Source organism: Micromonospora sp. NPDC047527 (genome assembly GCF_040643015.1).
In the GTDB taxonomy this organism is placed as follows: Bacteria; Actinomycetota; Actinomycetes; order Mycobacteriales; family Micromonosporaceae; genus Micromonospora.
On sequence record NZ_JBEYTK010000011.1, the window covers coordinates 96,844 to 118,106 of the forward strand.

General features: G+C 71.9%; 19 protein-coding genes. 8 read left to right on the forward strand and 11 right to left on the reverse strand.

Annotated features, from left to right (window positions below):
- Positions 1 to 61: 61 nt before the first annotated feature.
- From ABZ808_RS29075 to ABZ808_RS29100, 6 genes are all read right to left on the reverse strand, one after another.
- Entirely contained in the window at positions 62 to 1,150 is a 1,089-nt protein-coding gene (locus ABZ808_RS29075) for a LacI family DNA-binding transcriptional regulator (RefSeq protein ID WP_357012524.1), read from the reverse strand.
- A gap of 848 nt (positions 1,151 to 1,998) precedes the next feature.
- Positions 1,999 to 2,808: a metal-dependent hydrolase gene (locus ABZ808_RS29080; protein ID WP_357012525.1), complete on the reverse strand. Its 810-nt coding sequence runs from the start codon at positions 2,806 to 2,808 to the stop codon at positions 1,999 to 2,001.
- A 102-nt stretch (positions 2,809 to 2,910) separates the two neighbouring features.
- Positions 2,911 to 4,545: a serine/threonine-protein kinase gene (locus ABZ808_RS29085; RefSeq protein WP_357012527.1), complete on the reverse strand. Its 1,635-nt coding sequence runs from the start codon at positions 4,543 to 4,545 to the stop codon at positions 2,911 to 2,913.
- A gap of 118 nt (positions 4,546 to 4,663) precedes the next feature.
- Entirely contained in the window at positions 4,664 to 6,508 is a 1,845-nt protein-coding gene (locus ABZ808_RS29090) for a serine/threonine-protein kinase (protein ID WP_357012528.1), read from the reverse strand.
- Between the two features lie 85 nt (positions 6,509 to 6,593).
- Positions 6,594 to 7,928: a glycosyltransferase family 4 protein gene (locus tag ABZ808_RS29095; protein WP_357012529.1), complete on the reverse strand. Its 1,335-nt coding sequence runs from the start codon at positions 7,926 to 7,928 to the stop codon at positions 6,594 to 6,596.
- Positions 7,929 to 8,065: 137 nt separating this feature from the next.
- Positions 8,066 to 10,009, reverse strand: coding sequence for an amylo-alpha-1,6-glucosidase (locus ABZ808_RS29100; protein WP_357012530.1), 1,944 nt, complete (start codon positions 10,007 to 10,009; stop codon positions 8,066 to 8,068).
- A 42-nt stretch (positions 10,010 to 10,051) separates the two neighbouring features.
- Here ABZ808_RS29100 and ABZ808_RS29105 point away from each other — a divergent pair, with 42 nt between their 5' ends.
- Positions 10,052 to 12,760: a glucosidase gene (locus ABZ808_RS29105; protein ID WP_357012531.1), complete on the forward strand. Its 2,709-nt coding sequence runs from the start codon at positions 10,052 to 10,054 to the stop codon at positions 12,758 to 12,760.
- Between the two features lie 209 nt (positions 12,761 to 12,969).
- Here ABZ808_RS29105 and ABZ808_RS29110 read toward each other — a convergent pair whose 3' ends face one another.
- Positions 12,970 to 13,353 (reverse strand): DoxX family protein, encoded by a 384-nt coding sequence (locus ABZ808_RS29110; protein ID WP_357012532.1) that lies wholly within the window; start codon positions 13,351 to 13,353, stop codon positions 12,970 to 12,972.
- A 172-nt stretch (positions 13,354 to 13,525) separates the two neighbouring features.
- Here ABZ808_RS29110 and ABZ808_RS29115 point away from each other — a divergent pair, with 172 nt between their 5' ends.
- The gene (locus ABZ808_RS29115; protein WP_357012533.1) at positions 13,526 to 14,200 is read left to right on the forward strand and encodes a nucleotidyltransferase domain-containing protein; all 675 of its coding nucleotides are present in this window, start codon (positions 13,526 to 13,528) and stop codon (positions 14,198 to 14,200) included.
- A gap of 64 nt (positions 14,201 to 14,264) precedes the next feature.
- Positions 14,265 to 14,576, forward strand: a complete 312-nt coding sequence (locus ABZ808_RS29120; RefSeq protein ID WP_357012534.1) for a ribosomal protein L7/L12 — start codon at positions 14,265 to 14,267, stop codon at positions 14,574 to 14,576.
- 22 nt (positions 14,577 to 14,598) lie between these two features.
- Here the strand turns inward: ABZ808_RS29120 and ABZ808_RS29125 are convergent, their stop codons facing one another.
- Entirely contained in the window at positions 14,599 to 15,216 is a 618-nt protein-coding gene (locus ABZ808_RS29125; protein ID WP_357012535.1) for a TetR/AcrR family transcriptional regulator, read from the reverse strand.
- 120 nt (positions 15,217 to 15,336) lie between these two features.
- Between ABZ808_RS29125 and ABZ808_RS29130 the strand changes: the two genes are divergently transcribed.
- From ABZ808_RS29130 to ABZ808_RS29140, 3 genes are all read left to right on the forward strand, one after another.
- Positions 15,337 to 16,173 carry an SDR family NAD(P)-dependent oxidoreductase gene (locus tag ABZ808_RS29130; protein WP_357012536.1) on the forward strand — a complete coding sequence of 279 codons (837 nt, stop codon included), beginning with the start codon at positions 15,337 to 15,339 and terminating at the stop codon, positions 16,171 to 16,173.
- Positions 16,174 to 16,267: 94 nt separating this feature from the next.
- Positions 16,268 to 16,846: a WHG domain-containing protein gene (locus tag ABZ808_RS29135; RefSeq protein ID WP_357012537.1), complete on the forward strand. Its 579-nt coding sequence runs from the start codon at positions 16,268 to 16,270 to the stop codon at positions 16,844 to 16,846.
- Positions 16,847 to 16,932: 86 nt separating this feature from the next.
- The gene (locus ABZ808_RS29140) at positions 16,933 to 17,640 is read left to right on the forward strand and encodes an HAD family hydrolase (protein WP_357012539.1); all 708 of its coding nucleotides are present in this window, start codon (positions 16,933 to 16,935) and stop codon (positions 17,638 to 17,640) included.
- A 427-nt stretch (positions 17,641 to 18,067) separates the two neighbouring features.
- On the opposite strand, the gene ABZ808_RS29145 is transcribed toward ABZ808_RS29140, so the two are convergent.
- The 3 genes from ABZ808_RS29145 to ABZ808_RS29155 all read right to left on the reverse strand — a co-directional run bounded on the left by ABZ808_RS29145 (position 18,068) and on the right by ABZ808_RS29155 (position 19,715).
- On the reverse strand, positions 18,068 to 18,346 hold the full coding sequence (locus tag ABZ808_RS29145; RefSeq protein ID WP_357012540.1) for a hypothetical protein: 279 nt from the start codon (positions 18,344 to 18,346) through the stop codon (positions 18,068 to 18,070).
- Between the two features lie 47 nt (positions 18,347 to 18,393).
- Positions 18,394 to 18,825: a hypothetical protein gene (locus ABZ808_RS29150; protein WP_357012541.1), complete on the reverse strand. Its 432-nt coding sequence runs from the start codon at positions 18,823 to 18,825 to the stop codon at positions 18,394 to 18,396.
- Between the two features lie 185 nt (positions 18,826 to 19,010).
- Entirely contained in the window at positions 19,011 to 19,715 is a 705-nt protein-coding gene (locus ABZ808_RS29155) for a VOC family protein (protein WP_357012543.1), read from the reverse strand.
- A 109-nt stretch (positions 19,716 to 19,824) separates the two neighbouring features.
- Between ABZ808_RS29155 and ABZ808_RS29160 the strand changes: the two genes are divergently transcribed.
- Together ABZ808_RS29160 and ABZ808_RS29165 are read left to right on the forward strand one after the other, a co-directional pair.
- Positions 19,825 to 20,166, forward strand: coding sequence for a PadR family transcriptional regulator (locus tag ABZ808_RS29160; protein WP_357012545.1), 342 nt, complete (start codon positions 19,825 to 19,827; stop codon positions 20,164 to 20,166).
- Positions 20,163 to 21,236, forward strand: coding sequence for a hypothetical protein (locus ABZ808_RS29165; RefSeq protein WP_357012546.1), 1,074 nt, complete (start codon positions 20,163 to 20,165; stop codon positions 21,234 to 21,236). Before ABZ808_RS29160 ends, ABZ808_RS29165 begins: the two co-directional genes overlap by 4 nt.
- Positions 21,237 to 21,263 lie beyond the last annotated feature (27 nt).

Below are 21,263 nucleotides of genomic sequence, written 5' to 3' on the forward strand. Positions count from 1 at the left end.
GCCCGGTACTTCACTGGGTCCGTCGTCGCGTTGCAGCGCGGCGGCGGGCCGTTTTTGCTGGTCAGCCCCCGACCGTCGGTAACGGTTCGGAGGTGGTCACTGTCGGTCGTCGTGGTCCAGAGGTGGTCACTGTCGATCGTCGTGGCGCGGCGGTCGATCCGCGGACCTCCAGCGCGCACGGCAGCAGTTGCTGGTGGCGCTCGTTGCCGGACCCGTCCAGGTGCCGCAACAACGCCTCGATCGCGATTCGGCCCAGGGCCGACCCGGGCGACGTCATCGCGGTCAACGCCGGTGTGGCCAGCTCGGCGACCTGCGGCGAGGTGACCATCGAGACGACCGAGACGTCGTCGGGCACCGACAGCCCGCGACCGGTCAACTCGCCGAGGATGCCGAAGATCGCCGTCTCGTTCATGGCCAGCACAGCGGTCAGCTCCGGCGCCTGCGCGAACGCGGCGGCCAGAGCGGCCCGGCCGCCGGCGGCGCTGTCCTCGGCGGGGATCATCACCGGTTCCAGGCCGTGCCCGGTCATGGCCGCCACGAACGTGTCCCGGGTACGGAGCGCGGGGCCGTAACCGCTGGCGAGGGTGGCGGCCGAGTGGTTGACGTACACGATGTGCCGGTGCCCCAGGCCGACCAGATGCTCGACGGCCTCCCGCACGGTCTGCTCGAAGTCGATATCGACGTACGAGAGCGCGTCGGCGTCCCCGGTGCGGCCGATCAGCACCAGCGGCACGCCGGCCTCCTGGAGCACGGTGACCCGCTCGTCGGCGAGCTGCACCTCCATCAGCACGACGCCGTCGAGCATCCGCTGGCTGGCCAGCCGCCGCAGGTCGTCGAGGTTGCCGCCGCCGATCGGGGAGAGCACCAGGTGGTAGCCGGCGACGCTGGCAGCGGCGGCGGCACCGGTGACGAACGCCGTCTCGGTCGCACCCAGGCCGCGCTCGTCCATGGGCATCAACAGGCCCAGGATTCGACTGCGCCGACTGGCCAGGCCGCGGGCCATCGCGTTGGGCTGGTAGTCGAGCTGAGCCATCGCGGCGAGGACCTTGGCCCGGGTGGCCTGCGAGATCGGCCGGGTGCCGGTGAGCACGTACGACACGGTGCTGACCGAGACCTGCGCGAGGCGGGCGACGTCGTGCATGGTGGCCATCGCGCACCTCCTCCAGCCCTCGTGTTCCAGCCCTCGTGGGACCGCGTCAGCCGTTGTGGGACAGCTCCCGAATGATCGTCGAAGCGCTTCGACGAAGCGGTTCGACAGACGCTAGGCCACCTGTTACGGCGTCGTCAATAGCTGATGTCGAAATGACGTCGGGAGCCTCCGACCCCGCCTTCGGCCCCAATCACGTCCGCCGTTCCCACCGCGCCCAGCCGTCCGCCGCCCGACCTGGCCGCCCGCCCAGGAACGGCTCGCCCCGCCCGCCCGGCTTGCTCGCCCCGCCCGGCTTGCCCGCCCGGCTCGCCCGCCCGGCTTGCTCGCTCGCCCGGCCCGCTCGCCCGCCCGGCCTGCGCGTTCCGCCCACCCGCCCGGCTTGCTCGCTCGCCCGCCCGCCGGCTCGCCCGCCCGCCGGCTCGCCCGCCCGCCGGCTCGCCCGCCCGCCGGCTCGCCCGCCCGCCGGCTCGCCCGCCCGCCGGCTCGCCGGCTCGCCCGCCCGCCGGCTCGCCCGCCCGCCGGCCCACCCGCCCGGCTCGCTCGCCCGCAAGATCGTGCTCGATCCAGGATCGAGTGGTGTCGGCGCGTCGGTGAGGCCACTCGATCCAGGATCGAGCACGATCTTGACGCGGGACGCGAGGACGCGAGGACGCGAGGACGCGAGGACGCGAGGACGCGAGGACGCGAGGACGCGAGGACGCGAGGACGCGAGGCGGAGCGCGAGGCGCGAGGCGCGCGGGGGCGGCAACAGTGCACGTGTGCGGCGGCCAGCTTGGGCAGCCGCAGCGTGCGTCAGGACTCCGGCACCCGCTCGTGTGGTGCCGGAGGCGACGATGGTGCCGCGCCGGTCATAAGTCGATGTTGAACCGCTGGAGCACCGACGGGGCGATCAGGCCGGCGGTGGCGAGCACCGACACCACGGTCAGGACGGTGCGCAGCACGACCACCTCGGCCTTGCTGCCGGTACGCAGCGCGATGCTGTTCGGCAGGCCGATCATCGTCCACATGCGGCGTCGGATCGGGATAGGCCAGAGGATCGGCACCCCGGCTTTAGTGATCATGTCGCCGAGGATGTGCACGAAGCAGCCCACCCCGACGGCCGTGCCGATCAGCGGGTAGCCCCGCCCGCCGGGCAGGTTGACGAAGGTGAACCAGGCCGCGCCGGCCGACGCGAGGGTCACGATCACCCAGCCGGCCCGCTCGGCCCAACGGTCGAACAGCCCGCGCAGGGCGAGGCCGAACATGAAGAACAGGATCGTGATCACCGCCCACTTGCCGTACGCGGCGCAGAGCGTGGTGGTGCCCCAGCCGACCAGCAGCGTGAACGGGATGGTGTGGGTCAGCGTCCGGTGCCCGTTGTTGCGGCGCGGATCCTTGCTGAGCTTCGTCGCGTAGTAGACGCCGAGGGAGATCTTCTCCATGACCTCGGCGACGAAGAGCGAGAAGACCCCGAACGTGCGGGCCACGGTGGCACCACCCTGGTTGCGGGTCACCTTGCCCGACAGGTCCAGGTCGGGAAAGAGCGCGCCACCCGCGCACACCGCGGTGCCCACCGCCAGTGCCAGCGGTGACTGCTGGTAGTCGGCGAACTGGTCCAGCGCCCAGGACCCGGCCAGCCATACCGCCGCGCCGGACAGCGCGTGCGACGGTCCCATCATCTCGGCTCACCCTCCCCAGGGATCTTGAGCGCCAAAGCTACGCCACTGTAGTCGGCGTCCGTGCCGCAGGGGCATCCGCCGAACCGTCTACAACGGACAGTGTCAGGGGGTGGGTGTGAAGCTCTGCCGGATCATCACGAAGTATGCCGCGTTGACCTGCCAGTCGAACTCTTTTGTCAACCACGAGACGGTGTACGCGCGCCCGGGCGAGGTGTTGGCGAGGAACCGGATGCTGTGCACCCGCTCGCTGGCGGCGTTCTCCCAACTGCACTCCCAGAGCGCGCCGCCGTCGAAGACGTCCAGCGCGGAGATGTCCACCTTCCGGTAGCCCGGCAATGCGTCGCCACCGACGAGCCGGATCTCCTCGGACCGCAGGTGCGCCACCGGATCCACCCGCGTCGGCCCCGCCTCGACGCTGAGCACCCGCGCCCCGCTCGGCTCCCGGAAGCAGGTCACCGCCCCCTCCGTCCAGCGAGCCCAGCCCACCGGCGCCGCGATCCGAAAACCAGCCGCGTCGTCGTGCCAGGTCCAGCCGTCCCGCAGCCGGTACCGCGAGTCGGCCGGCGGAGACACCGACGGCACCGGGGTGGCCGCCGGTGGCGGGACCGTCGCGCAGGCGAACGCGACAGGTCGGGTGGCGGTCGCGCCGCCCCCGGAACCCGACGGTGGCGTCCGCTCGTCGTGGCGGTTCACCAGTGCCGCCGTGACACCTCCGGCGATGAGCAGGACGGTGGCCGTGAACGCCCCGGCCAGGGCGATCAACTGTCCGCGCCTACCGCCCCGGCGGCCCGCCGGCCGGGCGGGCGGAGTCGGTGGGTCATCGGCCTGATCCGGGTGGTCGACCCAGGTGGGGGACGCGGACCGGGCCGCGTCGCGCACGGCTGCCACCGCCGCCGAGCGCGCCGGTTCGGTGGGCTGGTCGTGGCCCGCCGAGGCGGCGCGCAGCAGCGGCTCCACCTCGGCGGCGGTCAACCGCCGCCACGGGTCGCGCTGCAACAGGCCGGTGAGGGCGGGACGCAACGGCCCGGCGCGGCGCATCGGGTCCGGCGGTTCGACGGCCAGCGCGCTGAGCGTCGCCATCGCGCTGGATCTGGCGTACGGGGACTGCCCCTCGACCGTCGCGTAGAGGGTCGCGCCCAGCGACCACAGGTCGGTACGCGGGTCGGACACACCTTCGCGGGCGCGCTCCGGTGCGACGAACTGCGGTGAGCCGAAGACCATGCCCGGACCGGTCATCGCCCCGTCGCCACCGTCGAAAGTCGCCAGCCCGAAGTCTGTGAGCACCACCCGCCCGTCGTCGGCGACCAGCACGTTGTGCGGCTTGACGTCGCGGTGCAGCACACCGGCGGTGTGCGCGGCCCGCAACGCGGCGAGCACCGCCAACCCGATCCGCGCTGTACGTTGCGGACTCAACGGACCCTCGGCGCTGATGATCTGCTGCACCGACCGGGACGGCACGTACTCCATCACGATCCACGGGCTGTCCCGGTCGTGCACGACGTCGTAGATGCGTACGACATTGGGGTGGTTGAGCCGCGCGGCCGTGCGGGCCTCGCGCAGCGTCCGAAACCGTAGATCCGCGCGGTCGGACTCGGCCAGCCAGGACGGCGGCACGACCTCCTTCACCGCGACGTCGCGGTGCAACATCTCGTCGCGGGCCAGCCACACCCGGCCCATCCCGCCGATGCCGACCAGGTCGAGCAGCCGGTACCGACCCGCGATCAGCAACTGCTGCACGGTCGCGCCCCCTCGGTCACCCCGAGTTACACGATAACCACCGATGCGGGATTTCTCATCCGCTGAGCGGCCTCGATCCATGTCGGACAGGGGCTCAGCCACGGCCGTCCGGCGCAGGTCAGGGGGGTGGTCGGAAACTGTTTCGCACCGTTGTCCAGTCCGCGCCGGCGGCCGTCCAGTCCCTGTCGTCGGTGATCCAGCCCAGGGTCCAGCGTTTGGTCCCGACCACCTGCTGCCGTGCGTGCAGCATTCCGCCGTGCGGGGTCCGCCACCGGCACTCCCACTCCGCGCCCGCGCCGGTGAGGGCGAGCCGAATCTCGTCGTACCCCACCAGGGCCCCGGCCGTGGCCGCCGCGTCGCGCAACGCGCGCAGCCGGGTCAGCGGGTCGGACGCGCCACCCTCGGTGACGCTGAAGGCCCGGCCGGTCGCCGGGTCCTGGAAGCAGGCCGCGGCGCCGTCGCGGGAGTAGCGCCAGGTCGCCGGTACGGAGACCCGGAAGCCAGCGGTGTCGGCGTGCCAGACCCAGCCGGGCGGAGGCCGCAACCGCTCGCCTCGTGGCGGCGATGCGGCCGGCACCGGCGCGCCGACGATGTCCGGGCGCACGCAGGCAAATGGCGGAGGGGCGATGTCCCGACCGTCCGGCGGCGGGAGGGGCCATCCCCGGGCGTCCCCGGGCGGCGGCCCGTCACCGTACGGCCCGTCGCGGTCGCCGGGCAGATGGTCCGGCGTCGACGCGGTGGGTTGGGCGGCGGTGTCGCTCGGGCCGTCGCCGTCGAACGCCAGCGCGGTGCCGATGCCGGCTGCGGCCGCTACCAGCAGCGCGGTGACGACGAGGGTGGCCCGGCGTGCCGTGGACCGCCCTCCCGATCGGGCGGGCATCGCGGCCGGTGCGGGGGAGGCCACCTCCGCCCGAGACACGCCACCCGGGCCGGCGTCGGCCGGCCGGGCATCGGCCGCGCGGGTGTCGGCCGGGCTGGTGTCGGCCGCGCTGGTTTTGCCCGAACGGGTGTCGTCCGGGCTGGTGTCCGCCGGACGGGCGCCGGATGCGTCGGGCTCGGGCAACGGGATGGTGGGGTCCCAGCCGGCCACGTCCTCCGGCCATGGCGTCGAGTCGGCCGGGGCCGCCTGCGCCGGGGCCGCCTGCGCCGGGGGTGTGCGGCCGGTCGCGGCGGCGGTGAGCAGCTCGTGGGCCTCGTCGTGGCCGAGGCGTTGGCGCGGGTCGCGGCGCAGCAGCCCGGCGAGGACCGGCGCGAGCGGCCCGGCGTGCGGTGCCGGGTCCGGCGGACCGGCGGCCAACGCGCTGAGCGTGGCCATCGCGTTGCTGCGGGCGTACGGGGAGCGGCCCTCAACAGCGGCGTGCAGGGTGGCGCCGAGTGACCACAGGTCGGCTGCCACGGTGGACACGCCTTCCGCGGCGCGCTCCGGGGCGACGTACTGCGGGGAGCCGACCACCATTCCGGGGCGGGTCATCGCGCCGTCGCCGCCGTCGAAGGTGGCCAGCCCGAAGTCGGTGAGCATCACCCGCCCGTCGTGGGCCATGAGCACGTTCTGCGGTTTGACGTCGCGGTGCAGCACCCCGGCGGCGTGCGCGGCCCGCAGCGCGTCGAGCAGGGCCAGGCCGATTCGGGCGGCGCGGGCCGGCTCCAGCGGCCCTTCGCCGTCGAGGACGTCCTGCAGGGTGCGCGAGGGGACGTACTCCATCACGATCCACGGGCTGCCCTCGACCGGGACGACGTCGTAGAGCCGGACCACGGCGGGGTGGTTGAGCCGGGCCGCGGTGCGCGCCTCCCGCAGGGTGCGCGAGCGCACCTCGGCCCGATCGTGGTCGGTCAGCCACGTCGGCGGGACGACCTCCTTGACGGCGACGTCGCGGTGCAGCATCTCGTCGCGGGCTCGCCACACCCGACCCATGCCTCCGCGACCCACCAGGTCGAGCAGCCGGTACCGACCAGCGATCAGCACCTGCGCACGCTCCTCCTCAGCCGCTGTCCGGGCTACACCCTAACCAGCGGATCGGAAGTCACCTATAGGTCATTTGACGTAGAACTCAGCATGCGGCGTGGTCGACGGCGGCGAGCAGATTGCCCTCCGGGACGGCGATCCGGCTACGGCCACCCGCCAGTCGGGCGACGGCGCGTCGGGCTTGCAGCGGACCATGCTCGCGGCGGGCGGTGGCGTAGCTGTTGGCGGTGCGGGCCGCGATGGCGGCCCAGCCGTACCGCTCGCCGACCATGGCGCGGGCGCGTCGGGCCATCCGCCTGGCGAAGACCTCGTCGCCGAGGAGTTGACCGACCGCGCCGGCGAGGGCGTCCGGGTCGCTGTGCGGAAACGTCACTCCCGTCACGCCGGGCTCGACGATCTCGGCGAGACCGCCGGTGCGGGCCACCGCCAGTGGTGCTCCAGCGGCCGCCGCCTCCAGCGCCACCATGCCGAACGGTTCGTAGAGGCTGGGAACCACTGTCGCGTCGGTGGCGCCCAGCACCGCCGGCAGTTGGGTGGCGTCGAGGAAACCGGTGAAGCTGACGGTCGCGTTGAGCGCCAGGCGGCGAGCCTCGGCCTCCAACTCGGCGCGGTAGGGACCGTCGCCGGCGATCACCACCCGCAGCCCGGGGTGCCGCTCGCGCAGCCGGGGAACCGCGTGCACGAGGTGCTGCACACCCTTCTCGTAGACGAGCCTTCCGGCGTACCCGACCAGGGGGCCGTCCGCGGCGAACCGGGCCCGGGCCGACGCGACCGCGCGCGGCCGGGCACGCCAGGCCCGGTCGTCGACCCCGTTGGGCACCACGTCGACCTGCTCGGCCGGTACGTCGAAGAGCGCGCCCACCTGGTCGCGCATGTAACCCGAGCAGGTGATCACCCGGGTGGAGGAGCCGGTGAGCCAGTGCTCGACGCCGTGGATGGTGCGGTTCATCTCGTCGGGCAGCCAGCCCTGGTGCCGACCCGCCTCGGTGGCGTGCATGGTCGTGACCAGCGGCAGGTCCAGGTGTTCGGAGAGGGTGATGGCGGTGTGGGCGACGAGCCAGTCGTGGGCGTGGATGACGTCGTAGGTGCCGGCCTCGGTGGCGCGCAGCGCGGTGCGGGTGAGGGTGTGGTTGAAGGCCATGGTCCAGGCCAGGAGGCTGTTGGTGGCGAGGGGGAAGGTGACGGGGTCCTCGGGGGCGCGCAGGACGCGGACGCCGTCGGCGTACTCCTCAAGGGGTGCGCCCTCGGCGTGGCGGGTGACGACGGTGACGTCGTGGCCGGCGTTGGCGAGCGCGACGGAGAGGGCGTGGACGTGTCGGCCGAGGCCGCCGACGAGCACCGGCGGGTACTCCCAGGAGAGCACCAGCACCCGCAGGCGTCTGGCGGGGTGGATGTCGATCACGTGGGCGTCGGGTGACATGGCGGCCCCCTTTGAGTTGTCCCCGGGCGCGCGCCGACCGGCACCGAGCCGGTGCCGCCGTCGCGTCTGGATCGGGCCCCATCCTGCCGGGACCGAGATAACCAGCGGAGACACCGCCGTTGCGGTCATGTAAAGCGCTACTGGCCCTTTCGGCGCACCCGCAGCAGCTCGGCGACCGACCATGCCTGGAACGGGCAGCCGGTCGCGGCGTGCGGCGCGAGGCCGTCGGCTGTCTCGCTTACCGAGCCTAACCCATATTCGGTCAGATGAGCCTCAATACTGACCAATACGTCAGCGACCGACATCTTGCCCCTGCGGCACGCGTCCACGTACGGGCCGAGCAGCCACGGCCACACCGTGCCCTGGTGGTAGCCGCCGTCGCGCTCGGCCGGGCCACCCCGGTGCCGGCCCACGAACTCCGGCGAATCCGGGGCGAGACTGCGCGGTCCGAGTGGGGTGAGCAGCCCGGCCGCGACCCGGCGCAGCGTCGGCTCGTCCGGCTCCAGCGGCGCGAACGGCAGCGACCAGGCCAGCAGCTGATTGGGGCGCAGCGCGTCGTCGTCGTGCAGGGCGGCACCACCCAGCGGGTACGCGGGCGCGGGCGCGTCCAGCACGTCGTGCAGCCAGCCGGTCGGCGCCGGGAAGCGCTCCCGGAACGAGGCGGTCGCCTGCCCGTGCCGCCGCCACAGGTCGGCCGCGTCCCGCCCGGCCAGCTCGGTCAGCTCGGCGAGCCCGGCCAGCCCGTTGATCCACAGCGCGTTGACCTCGACCGGCTTGCCGGTACGCGGAGTGACCGGCACCCCGTACACGCGGGCGTCCATCCAGGTGAGCGCGGTGCCGGGGGCACCCTGGCTCAGCAGCCCGTCGGCCGGGTCGACGGCGATGCCGTAGCGGGTGCCTGCCACGTGGGCGTCGACGACCCCACGCAGCGCGGGCAGCAATTCGTCGCCGAGGTCGGTGTCGCCGGTGACGGTGACGTGCCGGCTCACCGCGTGCAGGAACCACAGAGTGCCGTCGACCGTGTTGTACTCCACCCGACCGGTGTCGGCCGTGTTGGCGAGCATTCCCTCGGAGAGCGTCGCCGCGTACGACCGCAGCAGCGCCCTTCCCAGGTCGGCGCGATTGGTGCAGAGGAACAACCCCTCGTACGAGATCATCGTGTCCCGGGACCAGGCGCCGAACCACGGGTATCCGGCGACCACGTCCACCGCCGCGTGGTTGGTTCGCACCACGAACGCGTCGGCGGCCAGCGCCAGGGTGGCCTCCACGTCGTCGGCAGGCTTCGCGGTCGCCACCACCTGCCGGTTGCGCCGTCGGGCGGTCGCCACGATCTGCTCCGCCGACATTGGCTCCAGGTCGAGTGGAGCGGTCCAGGCCCGTACCGAGACCGTGTCTCCGGGTCGCTCCAACTCGCCGACGAAGCGCCCCGCGTACCAGACGTCCTCGTCCGGCTGTAGACCCCGGGAGGCTTCCTCCCGGTGGTGCACGCCCAGCCACCACTGCCCCTCCGGTGCCCAGCCCGGGCCGGCGAGCCGGTACGCGCCCTCGACCACCGCGCCGTCGGCCACCGCCTCGACCTGCGGCGTCGGACCGTCGGCCCGCCGCTCGCCGTGCGCGTCGCGCCAGGTGCAGGCGGCGGAGAGCTCCAGCCGGACCGGCCCGCCGGCGATCAACCGGTGCACCACCGCCACGCAGGAGCGGCCGGGCAGCATGGCCAACTCCCGCTCGATCACGACGCCGCCGATCCGCCACCGCCACCGGGGCAGGCCGTCGACCAACTCGAAGCGTTCCAGCAACTCGAAGCCGCGCGGGTCGACGTCACCGGAGGCCCACTCGTGCGCGCCGAGCCGAACCCGCGCGCCCGACGGCAGGGTGACCGCCGGATCGAGACTGGTCAGTCCCACTCGGCGGGACGCCGGGGTTTCACCCGGCACCACCAGCAGACCGTGGTAGCGGCGGGTCCGCAGCCCGGAGACCGTGCCCATCGCGTACCCGCCGAGACCGTCGGGCACCAGCCACTCCCGGCTGGAGGCGCTTGCCAGATCGCCGCAGACCTGCGGGCCGAAGCGAATGTCGATCAACTTTCCTCCACCGGCGGCGAGGTGTAACACGCCACGACGAGAATGGCCGCTGTGGTCAAGTACCGTGACGGCGTCAAGGATGTGTACGTGATCACTGACCGATCGTCCTCCGACGCCTCGCCACCCGACGCTGAGCGGCTCCGGCTCGCCCAGGCCGACTCGGGGGAGCAGGACTGGCGCGCATGGGGTCCCTATCTGTCCGAACGGGCGTGGGGGACGGTACGGGAGGACTACAGCGAGCACGGTACGGCCTGGGACTACTTCCCGCACGACCATGCGCGGTCCAGAGCCTACCGGTGGAATGAAGACGGGATGGCCGGCGTCTGCGACGACCGGCAGACCTTCGCCTTCGCCCTGGCGCTGTGGAACGGCAAGGACCCCATCCTCAAGGAGCGGATGTTCGGCCTGGGCGGTGACAGCGGCAACCACGGCGAGGACGCCAAGGAGTACTGGTGGTATCTCGACAGCACTCCGACGCACTCCTGGATGCGCTGGCGCTACCACTACCCGCAGGCCGCCTTCCCGTACGACGAACTCGTCGCGGTGAACGCGCTGCGCGGCCGGGACGACACCGAGTACGAGTTGGTGGACACCGGGATCTTCGACCAGGACCGGTACTGGGCGGTGACCGTCGACTACGCCAAGGCGTCGCCGACCGACCTGTGCATGGTGGTGACCGTGGCCAACCGGGGCGACCGGGCGGCGACCCTGCACGTGCTGCCCACGCTGTGGTTCCGCAACACGTGGGCCTGGGGTCTGCCCGGCGGTGACCGGATCCCCCGGCTGACCGGCGACGGCACCCGGCTCGTCGGCGAGCACCGGGTGCTGGGCCAACTGCTGCTGGAGGGCGACGGCGGCCCGGTGCCGCTGCTCTGCGACAACGACACCAACGCCGAGCGGCTCTGGGGGCTGCCCGGCCGCTCGGCGTACCCGAAGGACGGCATCAACGACCACGTGGTCAACGGCGCGGACACCGTCAACCCGGCCCGGGAGGGCACCAAGGGGGCGCTGCACTACGTCCTCGACGTGCCGGCCGGCGGGCAGCGCCAGATCCGGCTGCGGCTGACCCGTACCGCCTCGCCACCGGCGGCGGCCCCGCCGCCCCCGGCCGACCTGCGCGACGGCTTCGAGGCCGTGGTGTGGGCGCGGCGGGCCGAGGCGAACCGCTTCTTCGCCAGCGTGATCCCGCCGGCCGCCACCGCCGACGAGGCACTGGTGGCCCGGCAGGCCATCGCCGGGCTGATGTGGGGCAAGCAGTTCTACCACTTCGACGTCAAGCGCTGGCTGGACGGCGATCCGGGCTCCACGCCGCCGCCCGCCGGCCGCCGACACGGGCGCAACAGCGCCTGGTGGCACATGACCAGCTTCGACGTGATCTCCATGCCCGACCCCTGGGAATATCCCTGGTACGCCGCGTGGGATCTCGCCTTCCACTGCGTGAGCATCGCCCGGGTCGACCCGGGCTTCGCCAAGGAGCAGCTTCTGCTCCTGCTGCGCGAGTGGTACCTGCACCCCAACGGGCAGATCCCGGCGTACGAGTGGGCCTTCGGCGATGTGAACCCGCCGGTGCACGCCTGGGCGGCGCTCAAGGTGTTCGAGATCGACGGCGGCGGGGACTACGAGTTCCTGGCCCGGGTGATGCACAAGCTGCTGCTCAACTTCACCTGGTGGGTCAACCGCAAGGACACCGGCGGCAACAACGTCTTCGAGGGCGGCTTCCTCGGGCTGGACAACGTCGGGCCGTTCGACCGCTCGGCGGCGCTGCCGGTGGCCGGTGTGCTGGAGCAGTCCGACGGCACCGGCTGGATGGCCATGTACGCCCTCAACCTGCTGGACATCGCGATCGTGCTCGCCGAACACGACCGCACCTGGGTGGACACCGCTACCAAGTTCTTCGAGCACTTCGCGTACATCGCCGCCGCCGCGTACGAGCAGGGGCTCTGGGACGACGAGGACGCCTTCTTCTACGACGTGCTGCGCCTCGCCGACGGCACGAAGGTGCCGCTGAAGGTCCGCTCGGTGGTCGGGCTGCTGCCGCTGGCCGCCACCACCCGGCTCACCGCCAAGACCCTGCACCGGTTGCCGGAGTTGGGCGCGCGGTTGCGCTGGTTCCTCACCAACCGGCCGGAGTACGCCCAGGTGATCGGCACCCGCCGGCTCGGCCCGGATGGGCGGCAGCAGCGGCTGCTGTCCATGGTCGGCCCGGAACAGGTGGTTCGACTGCTCGCCCGGATGCTCGACAGCGACGAGTTCCTGTCGGAGTTCGGCCTGCGTACGCTGTCCCGCGCGCACCTGGACAAGCCGTTCTCGGTCACCCTGGGCGGGCAGGAGTTCTCCGTCGGCTACGAGCCGGCCGAGTCGACAAGCGGACTGTTCGGCGGCAACTCGAACTGGCGCGGCCCGATCTGGATGCCGACGAACTTCCTGCTGATCAGCGCGCTGCGCGACTACGCGGCGTTCTTCGGCGACGACCTCCAGGTGGAGTATCCGACCCGCTCCGGGGTGAAGCGGTCGCTGGACGAGATCGCCGACGACCTCTCGGCCCGGCTGATCTCGCTCTTCACCCAGGACGACTGGGGCCGCCGGCCGATCTACGGCGCGGCGCGCCTGTTCCAGACCCACCCGGACTGGCGGGACCTGATCGCCTTCCCGGAGTACTTCCACGGCGACAACGGGGCCGGCCTGGGCGCCTGGCACCAGACCGGCTGGACGGCCCTGGTGGCCGACCTGATCCTCACCCTGCGCCGCTAACCCAGCCCAGCCCAGCCCAGCCCAGCCCCGCCCCTGCGCGGGGCGCGGGGCGTGAGCGCGGGGGTGGCGGTGGTCAGGCGGTGACCAGGCCGATGTACCGGACGGCGGGTCCTCGATCGCGCTCGATCCTTGTTGTAGTGGTGTCCCCGGTGCGGGAAGCGACTAGATCCTGGATCGAGCGCGATCATGCTGGGGTGCCGTTTCGGTGGTCAGCCGCCGAATGGCTCGGGCCCGAGTCGACCCCAGGCCACGAAGGCGGCCACAGCGAGGTAGACCAGATTCAACACGATGAACTTCGCTTCGCCGTGGCGCAGGTGGGTGATCATCGCGCCGACCATCAGCAGGACCCAGCAGATGGCGGTCACCGGCACCAGCACCGGTGCGATGTCCAGCACGGCGGGCAGGATCAGGCCGACCGCAGCCAGGAGTTCGAGGACCCCGAGGGTCTTGACTAAGCCCACGCTGGCGTCGTCGGTCCACCCTCCGCCGTTGGTCGCCGCCAACTTCTGCTTGGGTACGAACGTCTTGGTGACGCCGCCGAGCAGGGCGATCGCGGCCAACAGTCCGGCCGCGATCCACAGAGCCAGGTTCATGGGATTCCTCCGTCTCGGGTCGAACACGAGACACCGCCGGCCCGCTCGCTGTGACAGATCGCCGGATGAGGCGGCCCACGGCTGCTTGGTGTCACAGACGGCGCGGCACCGGCCCGGCCCGGCCCGGAAAAGATCACGCGTGCCGGGCGGGGCTTGAGTAGCGTTGTCGGACGTGATCGATCTTGTCGAGCGGCGTAACGTCCTCGCCGTTGTGGTCGGGTCGCGGGCGTATGGGCTGCACGGCCCGGATTCCGACTACGACCGGCGTGGTGTGTACGCGGCGCCGACCCGCGCCTTCTGGCACCTGGACAAGCCGCCCACCCACCTCGACGGGCCGGCGGTGGAGCAGTTCTCCTGGGAGTTCGAGCGCTTCTGCGTGCTCGCTTTGCAGGGCAACCCGACGGTTCTGGAGGTGCTCTGGTCCCCGCTGATCGAGACGATCACCGCGGACGGGGAAGAGTTGCTGGCGGCGCGGCGGGTGTTCCTGTCGCGCCGGGTCGCCGAGACGTACGGCGGTTATGCCCGGGACCAGCTCAACCGGGTGGCGGCCCGCCGGCAGCGCACCGGGGAGACGAATCACAAGCAGGCGATGCACATGATCCGGCTGCTGGTCGCCGGGGCGCATGTGCTGCGTACCGGGGAGGTCCTGGTCGACGTGCGGCACCTGCGCGACCGGCTGCTCGCGGTGCGCCGCGGTGAGCTGGAGTGGGACGCGGTCACCGCCTGGGCGGCGGACCTGTTCGCCGAGCTTGCCGACGCCGCCGCCACCACCGCGCTGCCGGCGCAGCCCGACCGGGAAGCCGTGGACCGGCTGCTCATCGCCGTACGGGAGAGGAACCTGTCGTGACCATCGAGGTGCTGTCGTAGGCGGGCGTGGTGTCAGGACCCTCGCCCGTGTTCAATGGCGCGTTATGGAGTGGACCGTGCCAATCGCCGTCGTGTTGTCGCTCGTGCTCGTGTTCCTGGTCGCCGGCGGTGGTCGTCGTTCCGACGCGGATCAGCTGGCTCGCAGGCTCGCCGTCGTCGAGCGCAAGCTGGATCTGATCATGGCGCACCTCGACATCCGCGAGCCGGAGCCCGAGGCCCCCGGAGCGGTCCTGCAAGAGCTTCTCGCCGGCCGCAAGATCCAGGCCATCAAGGCGTACCGCGAGGCGACCGGTGTCGGTTTGCGGGAGGCGAAGGACGCCGTCGAGTTGCTCGCCCGGCAGCGCGGCCTGGGCTGACCGTGAGGGTGGCGGGGTCGGTTCAGCGGTCGGGCTGGCGGGGGCGCAAGCCGTTGAGGGCTGTGGTGACGACACGGTCGGCGTACTCGGCGGTGAGCGGCCCGCCCCGGTGCAGCCAGCGGTTGAGCAGGGGCCCCCAGATCATCTCCACGGCCACGTCGAGGTCGAGGTCCTCGGCGAGTTGCCCCGCCCGCTGAGCACTGCGCAGCCGTTGCCGCTTGGCTTCCTTCAACGGCCCGTCCAACCGTTCGACGTAGACGGCGGCCAGGTCGGGATCGTGCGCGATCTCGGTGGCCAACGCCCGCATCGGCTGGTCGTAACGGGGATCGTTCAGCTCGTCGACGGTGGCGCGTAGCACCGTGCTCAGGTCGGCTTCCAGGTCGCCGGTGTCGGGCAGGACCGGCGGCTCGCCCTCGCTGGCGCTGAGCAGGAGAAAGGCGTCGAAGATGACGGCGCCCTTGGACGGCCACCAGCGGTAGATGGTCTGCTTGCCGACGCCGGCGCGCGAGGCGATGCCCTCGATGCTGAGTTTGGCGTACCCGACCTCCCGGAGCAGGTCGAACGCCGCCGTCAGGATGGCCTGCCGCGAGGCTTCTTTCCGGCGAGCCGCGTTGGGCGCGGCTCGGTGCTGCGTCGACATGCGGCGACGATAGCAGACACGAGACGGACCGTATCGTCTTGACTGGTGCGTCAGAGGCGCCCTAACCTCATCCGTAGCGAGACGGACCGTCTCGTCTCTGTTGAGGGATGGAGATCGACCGTGCGCGCACCACGTACCTGGTTCATCACCGGCGCCAGCCGCGGTCTGGGCCGCGCCTTCACCACCGCCGCGCTCGAACGCGGTGACCGAGTGGTCGCTGCCGCCCGCACGGTCGCCGCAGGCGACTTCGACGAGCGCCACGGTGACCGACTGCTCGCCCTGCCGCTCGACGTGACCGACCGCGCGGCGGTCTTCGCCGCCGTGGCCACCGCGGTCGAGCACTTCGGACAGCTCGACATCGTCGTCAACAACGCCGGCGCCATGTCCCTGGGCATGCTCGAAGAGTTCACCGAGGCCCAGGCGCGGGCCCAGTTCGAGGTGAATGTGTTCGGCGCGCTCTGGGTCAGCCAGGCCGCGCTGCCGCACCTGCGCGCCCGGCGGGCCGGCCACATCGTGCAGATCTCCAGCATCGCCGCACTCGGTGGCTTCCCGAGCACCGGAATGTACAGCGCGAGCAAGTTCGCGCTGGAGGGCATGAGCGAGGCGCTGGCGATGGAGGCGGCGACCTTCGGCATCACGGTCAGCATCGTGCAGCCCGGCGGCTACTGGACCGACCTCTACACCAGCATGACCTCCACCAGCCCGATGGAGGAATACCGTCCACTGCGCACCGAACTGGAGCGGCAGTGGACCGAAGGCTCGATCGACAGTGACCCCCGGCTGGCCGCCGAGGCGCTGCTGAAACTGGTCGACAGCGACGAGCCGCCGCTGCGGCTCCTGCTCGGCAGCATGGTGTACGACCTGGCGTTCGACATCTCACGCCGCCGGATGGACACCTGGGCGGGCTGGGAGCAGGTCAGCCGAACCGCCGAGCACGCCGTCCCGGCCCCCGGGTAGCCCACACTGACAACCCGTCGGCGACGCCACGACACCAGTCACCAATCCGTCACCGCACCACCACGCACCGTCTCGCCGACTTACGCTCGTGGGCGTGTCCGCACCCACCGAAGGCGCCACCGAAGAGGCCCGGCGTGACCTGATCGTCGGGCTCGCGCGGGAGTTGGCCGAGGCCGAGGGCTGGGCGGAGATGAGCACCCGGAGGCTCGCCGAGCGGGCAGCGATCGACCTCGGGGAGGTCTACCGGCACTTCGCGGATCTGGAGGCGCTGCTCGCCGCCGTCGCCGCATGCGCCCTCGTCGACCTGGCCGCCGATCTGGCGGAGGCGCACGCGGAAGCCACCGGCAGTCCCGAGGGGGCCTGGCCGGCCGTCGCGACCGCGTACCTCGACTTCGCGTACACGAATCCGGAGGTCTATGACGCGATGCTCGCGATGACCCCCGACCTCGCCCTCGGCGTGGATGGTGTGCCGGCCGCGCCGCGGGCGGTCTTCGCCGAGCTGCGGGCGGCCCTCGCCCCGCTGGCCGAGGGGCGGGACCCGGACACCCTCGCCGAGGTGGGCTGGAGTCTGCTGCACGGCGTGGTGATGCTCACCCGGGGTGGCCGCCTGCGACCCGAAGGGCAGGAGGAGCGGGAGGTGATGATCGCGGAGAGGCTGCTGCGGTGGCCGTGACGGCGGGCGGAAAGTCGCTGGGTCCGCTGGTCATGACGCCCTAGAGTTCCGGATCGTCAACGGAGTCCATCACGGGAGGTGGCGGCATGACGGACGCGATGGCTCGACGGCAGGCGCAGGTGCTGGTCTTCGACGCGGACGACACCCTCTGGGAGAACAACGTCGTCTTCGAGCGGGTGATCGACGACTTCCTCGGGTGGCTCGACCACCCCACCCTGGACCGGGCGGAGATCCGGGCGATCCTCGACGACATCGAGCGGGCCAACGCGGTCGCGCACGGGTACGGCAGCAAGGTCTTCCTGCGCAGCCTGGGGGACTGCCTGGCACGGCTGCGCGAACGGCCGGCCACCGACGCCGAGCGCCAGGACATCGACCGGCTGGCCCTGGCGCTGGTGGAGCACCGGGTGGAGCTGATGCCCGGTGTGGCCGAGGCGCTCGACGAGCTGGCCGGCCGGCACGAGCTGCTTCTGTTGACCAAGGGTGAGCGGGAGGAACAGCAGCGCAAGCTGGACGCGTGCGGGCTGCTGCACCACTTCCGGGCCGCGCACATCGTCGCCGAGAAGAAGGTCGACACGTACCGGTGGCTGATCCGGGAGCACGGCTTCGACCCGGCCGGCGCGTGGATGATCGGCAATTCCCCGAAGTCGGACATCCTGCCGGCCCGGGCGGCCGGACTGAACGCCGTGTTCATTCCGAACGAGAACACCTGGGTGCTGGAGGACGACGAACTGGACCCGACCGATTCCGGCGTGCTGCGGCTGGCGGAGTTCCGCGACCTGCTACGGCACTTCTGACCGATCCGCCGGCTGCGCGACCAGGTCGGCCCCGGAGCCCGAACAGCGCCAGCGATCATGGGTGCGTTACGCCGACGTGCCGCTTTTCCCCCTTGAGATCAGTCACGCCACCCGTGGCCCGGCATCGCTTGGCCGGCCGTCGCGGCCCGCCTAGCCTGGGCCGGCGCTCACGGTCCTTTGGGGTGTGCCGGGGGCGTACCGGCGGCCGGCGGGTGAGCACCGTGGAGCTGAGTGCGCAGCGGTCGGCTCTCTCCGTCGAGCCGCGAGGCGTCGTGCCACGTCCGCGACGGGTGCCGGAGCTGTCCGCTTCCTGCCGGTCCGCCGGGGGTCAGGGCCGGGTAGTTGCGGACCCGGCCCTGACCACGCCCCGCTCGGCCCGACGTTCGGCGACACCGTCCGTACGCGCTGACGGGCATCGGCGCCGGGCTCAGGAGGTCGCGCCGCCGCGAACGATCGCCACGGCCACCCGGCAGAACTCGTTCATGTCCGGGTTGAAGCCGGCCGCGATGTCGGGATGCAGCCCGGAGCGGGTCTCGTCCAGGAGCCGCTGGCAGACCTGCTCGACCGGTTCGCCGGCGTAGCCGGCGCGGACCCGGTCGGTGGCCGCCTGGAGCGCCGAGGTCAGCTGGTCCTCCAGCGGCCCGCGCAACTTCTGCTGCACGCTGTCGAGCCCGCGTGGGTCGAGCGTGACATGTGGCTCCGACATCGGTGCTCCCTTCGTCGGCGTCCGCGATACCCCACCGCGGCCGTCGGTCAAACGCCGGTTGGTACGGCGGTGACCCGCACCTGGTACGAGAATTCCTCCGCCGGCTCCTCCTGGTACGACAAACGGCGGATCTGCCGGTCGTCGTCGTAGAGCGCGACGTCCACCAGGACGCCCAGGTGCGCCAGGCCGATGTTCGACACGCGCTTCTTGTCCTGCAACACGGCGCAGACGCCGCCGAGCAGGGTGCTGGCATCGGCCGTACGGTGCCCGGGAGGGCAACGAAGGACCAGGTCCACCTCGATCGGCCCGGGCAACGGCGTCCAGCCGGTGCGCTGGGCCGCTTGCAGGGCGGCCTGGAGCAGGGTGCGGACCCTCGTCGCCTGCCGATGCCCGGCGGCGAAGATGGACAACGCTTCGGTCTTGACCGGTGGCAGGCCGCTCACCTCGAATGTCAGGGCGAGAGCGCGGGTGTCCTGCACGACGGCACCTCCTCGTTGGGACGATCCTGCCGAACCGGTGCGGCGGCGGTGGGATGTTCCCGCGATAACCAACCGATCGGGCAGGCTGGGGTCGGCCGAGGCGTGTCGACGGCGGCGGCGAACGCGCCGGCTGCGGCGCTAGGGAAAACGCTAGTCGACGCTGCCCGCGCTGGGTAGTCGGCCGCTCACCCGATGGGCCGTGGCGCGAAGGCGCAGAACTCGTTGCCCTCCGGGTCGGCCAGCACCCACCACCAGTGCGCCTCGTCCAGCGGCTCGTGCAGCAGCGTCGCCCCGGCCGCGATCAGCGCCATCGGTTCCGGCTCGACCAACTCGACGTCCCAGTGCATCCGGTTCTTGACCGTCTTGGGCTCGGGCACCCCGTCGAACACCCATCGCTCCCAGGGGAACCCGGCCGCGCCGACCACCGAGGCGCTGCCCGAGCCGTGCTTGACGGTGCCGCCGAGCACGCCGGCCCACCAGGTCGCCTGGGCGGCCGGGTCGGTCGAGGCCACGACCAGTGCGAACGGACCCGGTCGAGTGTCCTCGTGGGCTCCGAACGCGCAGAACGCGTTGCCCTCCGGGTCGTCCAGGACCCACCAGGCTGCGTCGCCGGCCGGTTCGCGGACCAGCCGGGCGCCGGCCGCGAGCAGCGCCGCCGGGTCCGCATCAGGCAACCGCAGATCCAGGTGTACGCGGGTCTTGCCGGCCCGCGGTTCGGGCACCTCGTTCACCCAGATCGACTCGGCGTCGGAGCGGGCGGACCGGGGGTCGACCCGGGTGTCGTCGCCGCCAGCGTCGGCCAGCTCCCCGTCGAGCACCCGCGCCCAGAAGGTGCCCAGCGAGCGCGGGGCGGAGGCGTCCAGACAGAGATCCTTGAAACGGGCCAGCATGGTTCCAGCATGCCTGGTCGGGGGGGATGTGTCCGGGCAGAAGGTGCTGGGTTGACGCCCCCTGGATAGGATCGTTGACGTTATATAACGCCGCACATAGTATCGGCGCATGCATGAATCGACCTTTCTCATCCTCACCGCTCTGGCCGCCCAGCCGTTGCACGGCTATGGGGTAGTGCAGGCGGTGGAAGAGTTGTCGGCGGGCGACGTGAAGCTGCGGCCGGGCACCCTCTACGGCGCGCTCGACCGTTTGGTCGAGCAACGCCTGATCGAGGTTGACCGGGAGGAGGCCGTCGACGGGCGACTTCGTCGCTACTACCGGCTCAATGAGGCGGGAGCAGCGGCCCTGCAAGCCCAGGCCGAGCGACTGCGTCGGCATGCCACGGCGGCCGATGACCAGCTGAGCAAGCGCCTCGGTGGCGCCCTGGGCTTCGGGGCGGTGATCGCATGACCGCCGCCACGTGGTCGGCCGACGACCGCAGTCTCGAACGCCACTACCGCAAGCTGCTGCTTGCGTACCCTGGCCGGCACCGGCGCCGGTACGGCACCGAGATGATCACCACGCTCCTTGAGATGGCGGCACCCGGGCAGCGCCGCCCTCGGCCTGGGGAGGCCCTGCACCTGCTCGCCAGCGGCCTGCGCCAGCGGCTCCGGCTCCCCACCCGCCAGCCGCTCGCGGTGATCGCGGCGGTCCTCCTCGCCCTGACGATGGGCGCGTTCGGTGGGGCCGTCGGGTCGTGGGCAGGTTCCCAGACGTTCGCGGACCTGCCCGACGACGCCACGATCGCGAGCCTGGCCCAGCGGGCCAGCGGTGCCGCCAACGATTCCATCCAGCTGCGCGTCGCGTCACCCTGGCTGGAGGAGTCGATCTCGACGACTACCGAAGTCGATGCCACCTGGGACGCTGAGCAGGCCCGGCAGCGGTTCTCAGCTGATGGCTGGTCAGTCTCCGACGTCACGCCACTCGGCGGCCAAGCGGTCGCGTTCAACCCTGACACCAAATCCTTCGTCGACCTTCCGATGCGCAACTCGACGTTCAGCGCCAGGTCGAACGGGCAGACACTCCAGGTGCGGGGCTATGTCAGCGCCGAGCACGGCTCTGTCCACCTCGACGGCTGGGCGCAGAGCACGTCCTTGTTCCTACCCCTGATCGTGGCGGGCATCCTGATCGGACTTGTCGTGGGGTGGCTGATCGCAGCGGCCTTCGCGTACCAGATCGTGGAGGCGTCGGCCGGACGGCGGCGCGCCTCCGCCGGGCTCTGGGCCGTAGCGCTGATCGCGCTCGCTCTGCCGGTAGTCGCCCTGTACGGCAACGTGCTGCGGGCATTCCGAGATTACGGCGAGGTCGGCCCGGTCTTCACCGTGCACAGCGCGTTCAACCCCGGCCGCTATTACCCGTTCGGGCCAACTTGGCAGGTTCTCGCCCTGACCATCGCCGGGGTGATGCTCGCGGGTGCCGCGATCCTGCTCGCCCGCCCCGACGCCCAGCCGGGAACCCAGAAAGCGGTGGTAGCAAGCTGAAACTCCGGCCGCTGTTGTCCGACTCCC

What these genes read in the sequence shown, in the direction of transcription:
- ABZ808_RS29125 (WP_357012535.1), bottom strand. Translation starts at nt 15,216, where the DNA reads ATGTCGACGCAGCACCGAGCCGCGCCCAACGCGGCTCGCCGGAAAGAA.
- ABZ808_RS29120 (WP_357012534.1), top strand. Translation starts at nt 14,265, where the DNA reads ATGGAGTGGACCGTGCCAATCGCCGTCGTGTTGTCGCTCGTGCTCGTG.
- ABZ808_RS29155 (WP_357012543.1), bottom strand. Translation starts at nt 19,715, where the DNA reads ATGCTGGCCCGTTTCAAGGATCTCTGTCTGGACGCCTCCGCCCCGCGC.
- ABZ808_RS29160 (WP_357012545.1), top strand. Translation starts at nt 19,825, where the DNA reads ATGCATGAATCGACCTTTCTCATCCTCACCGCTCTGGCCGCCCAGCCG.
- ABZ808_RS29105 (WP_357012531.1), top strand. Translation starts at nt 10,052, where the DNA reads ATGGCCGCTGTGGTCAAGTACCGTGACGGCGTCAAGGATGTGTACGTG.
- ABZ808_RS29145 (WP_357012540.1), bottom strand. Translation starts at nt 18,346, where the DNA reads ATGTCGGAGCCACATGTCACGCTCGACCCACGCGGGCTCGACAGCGTG.
- ABZ808_RS29075 (WP_357012524.1), bottom strand. Translation starts at nt 1,150, where the DNA reads ATGGCCACCATGCACGACGTCGCCCGCCTCGCGCAGGTCTCGGTCAGC.
- ABZ808_RS29080 (WP_357012525.1), bottom strand. Translation starts at nt 2,808, where the DNA reads ATGATGGGACCGTCGCACGCGCTGTCCGGCGCGGCGGTATGGCTGGCC.
- ABZ808_RS29095 (WP_357012529.1), bottom strand. Translation starts at nt 7,928, where the DNA reads ATGTCACCCGACGCCCACGTGATCGACATCCACCCCGCCAGACGCCTG.
- ABZ808_RS29165 (WP_357012546.1), top strand. Translation starts at nt 20,163, where the DNA reads ATGACCGCCGCCACGTGGTCGGCCGACGACCGCAGTCTCGAACGCCAC.
- ABZ808_RS29140 (WP_357012539.1), top strand. Translation starts at nt 16,933, where the DNA reads ATGACGGACGCGATGGCTCGACGGCAGGCGCAGGTGCTGGTCTTCGAC.
- ABZ808_RS29110 (WP_357012532.1), bottom strand. Translation starts at nt 13,353, where the DNA reads ATGAACCTGGCTCTGTGGATCGCGGCCGGACTGTTGGCCGCGATCGCC.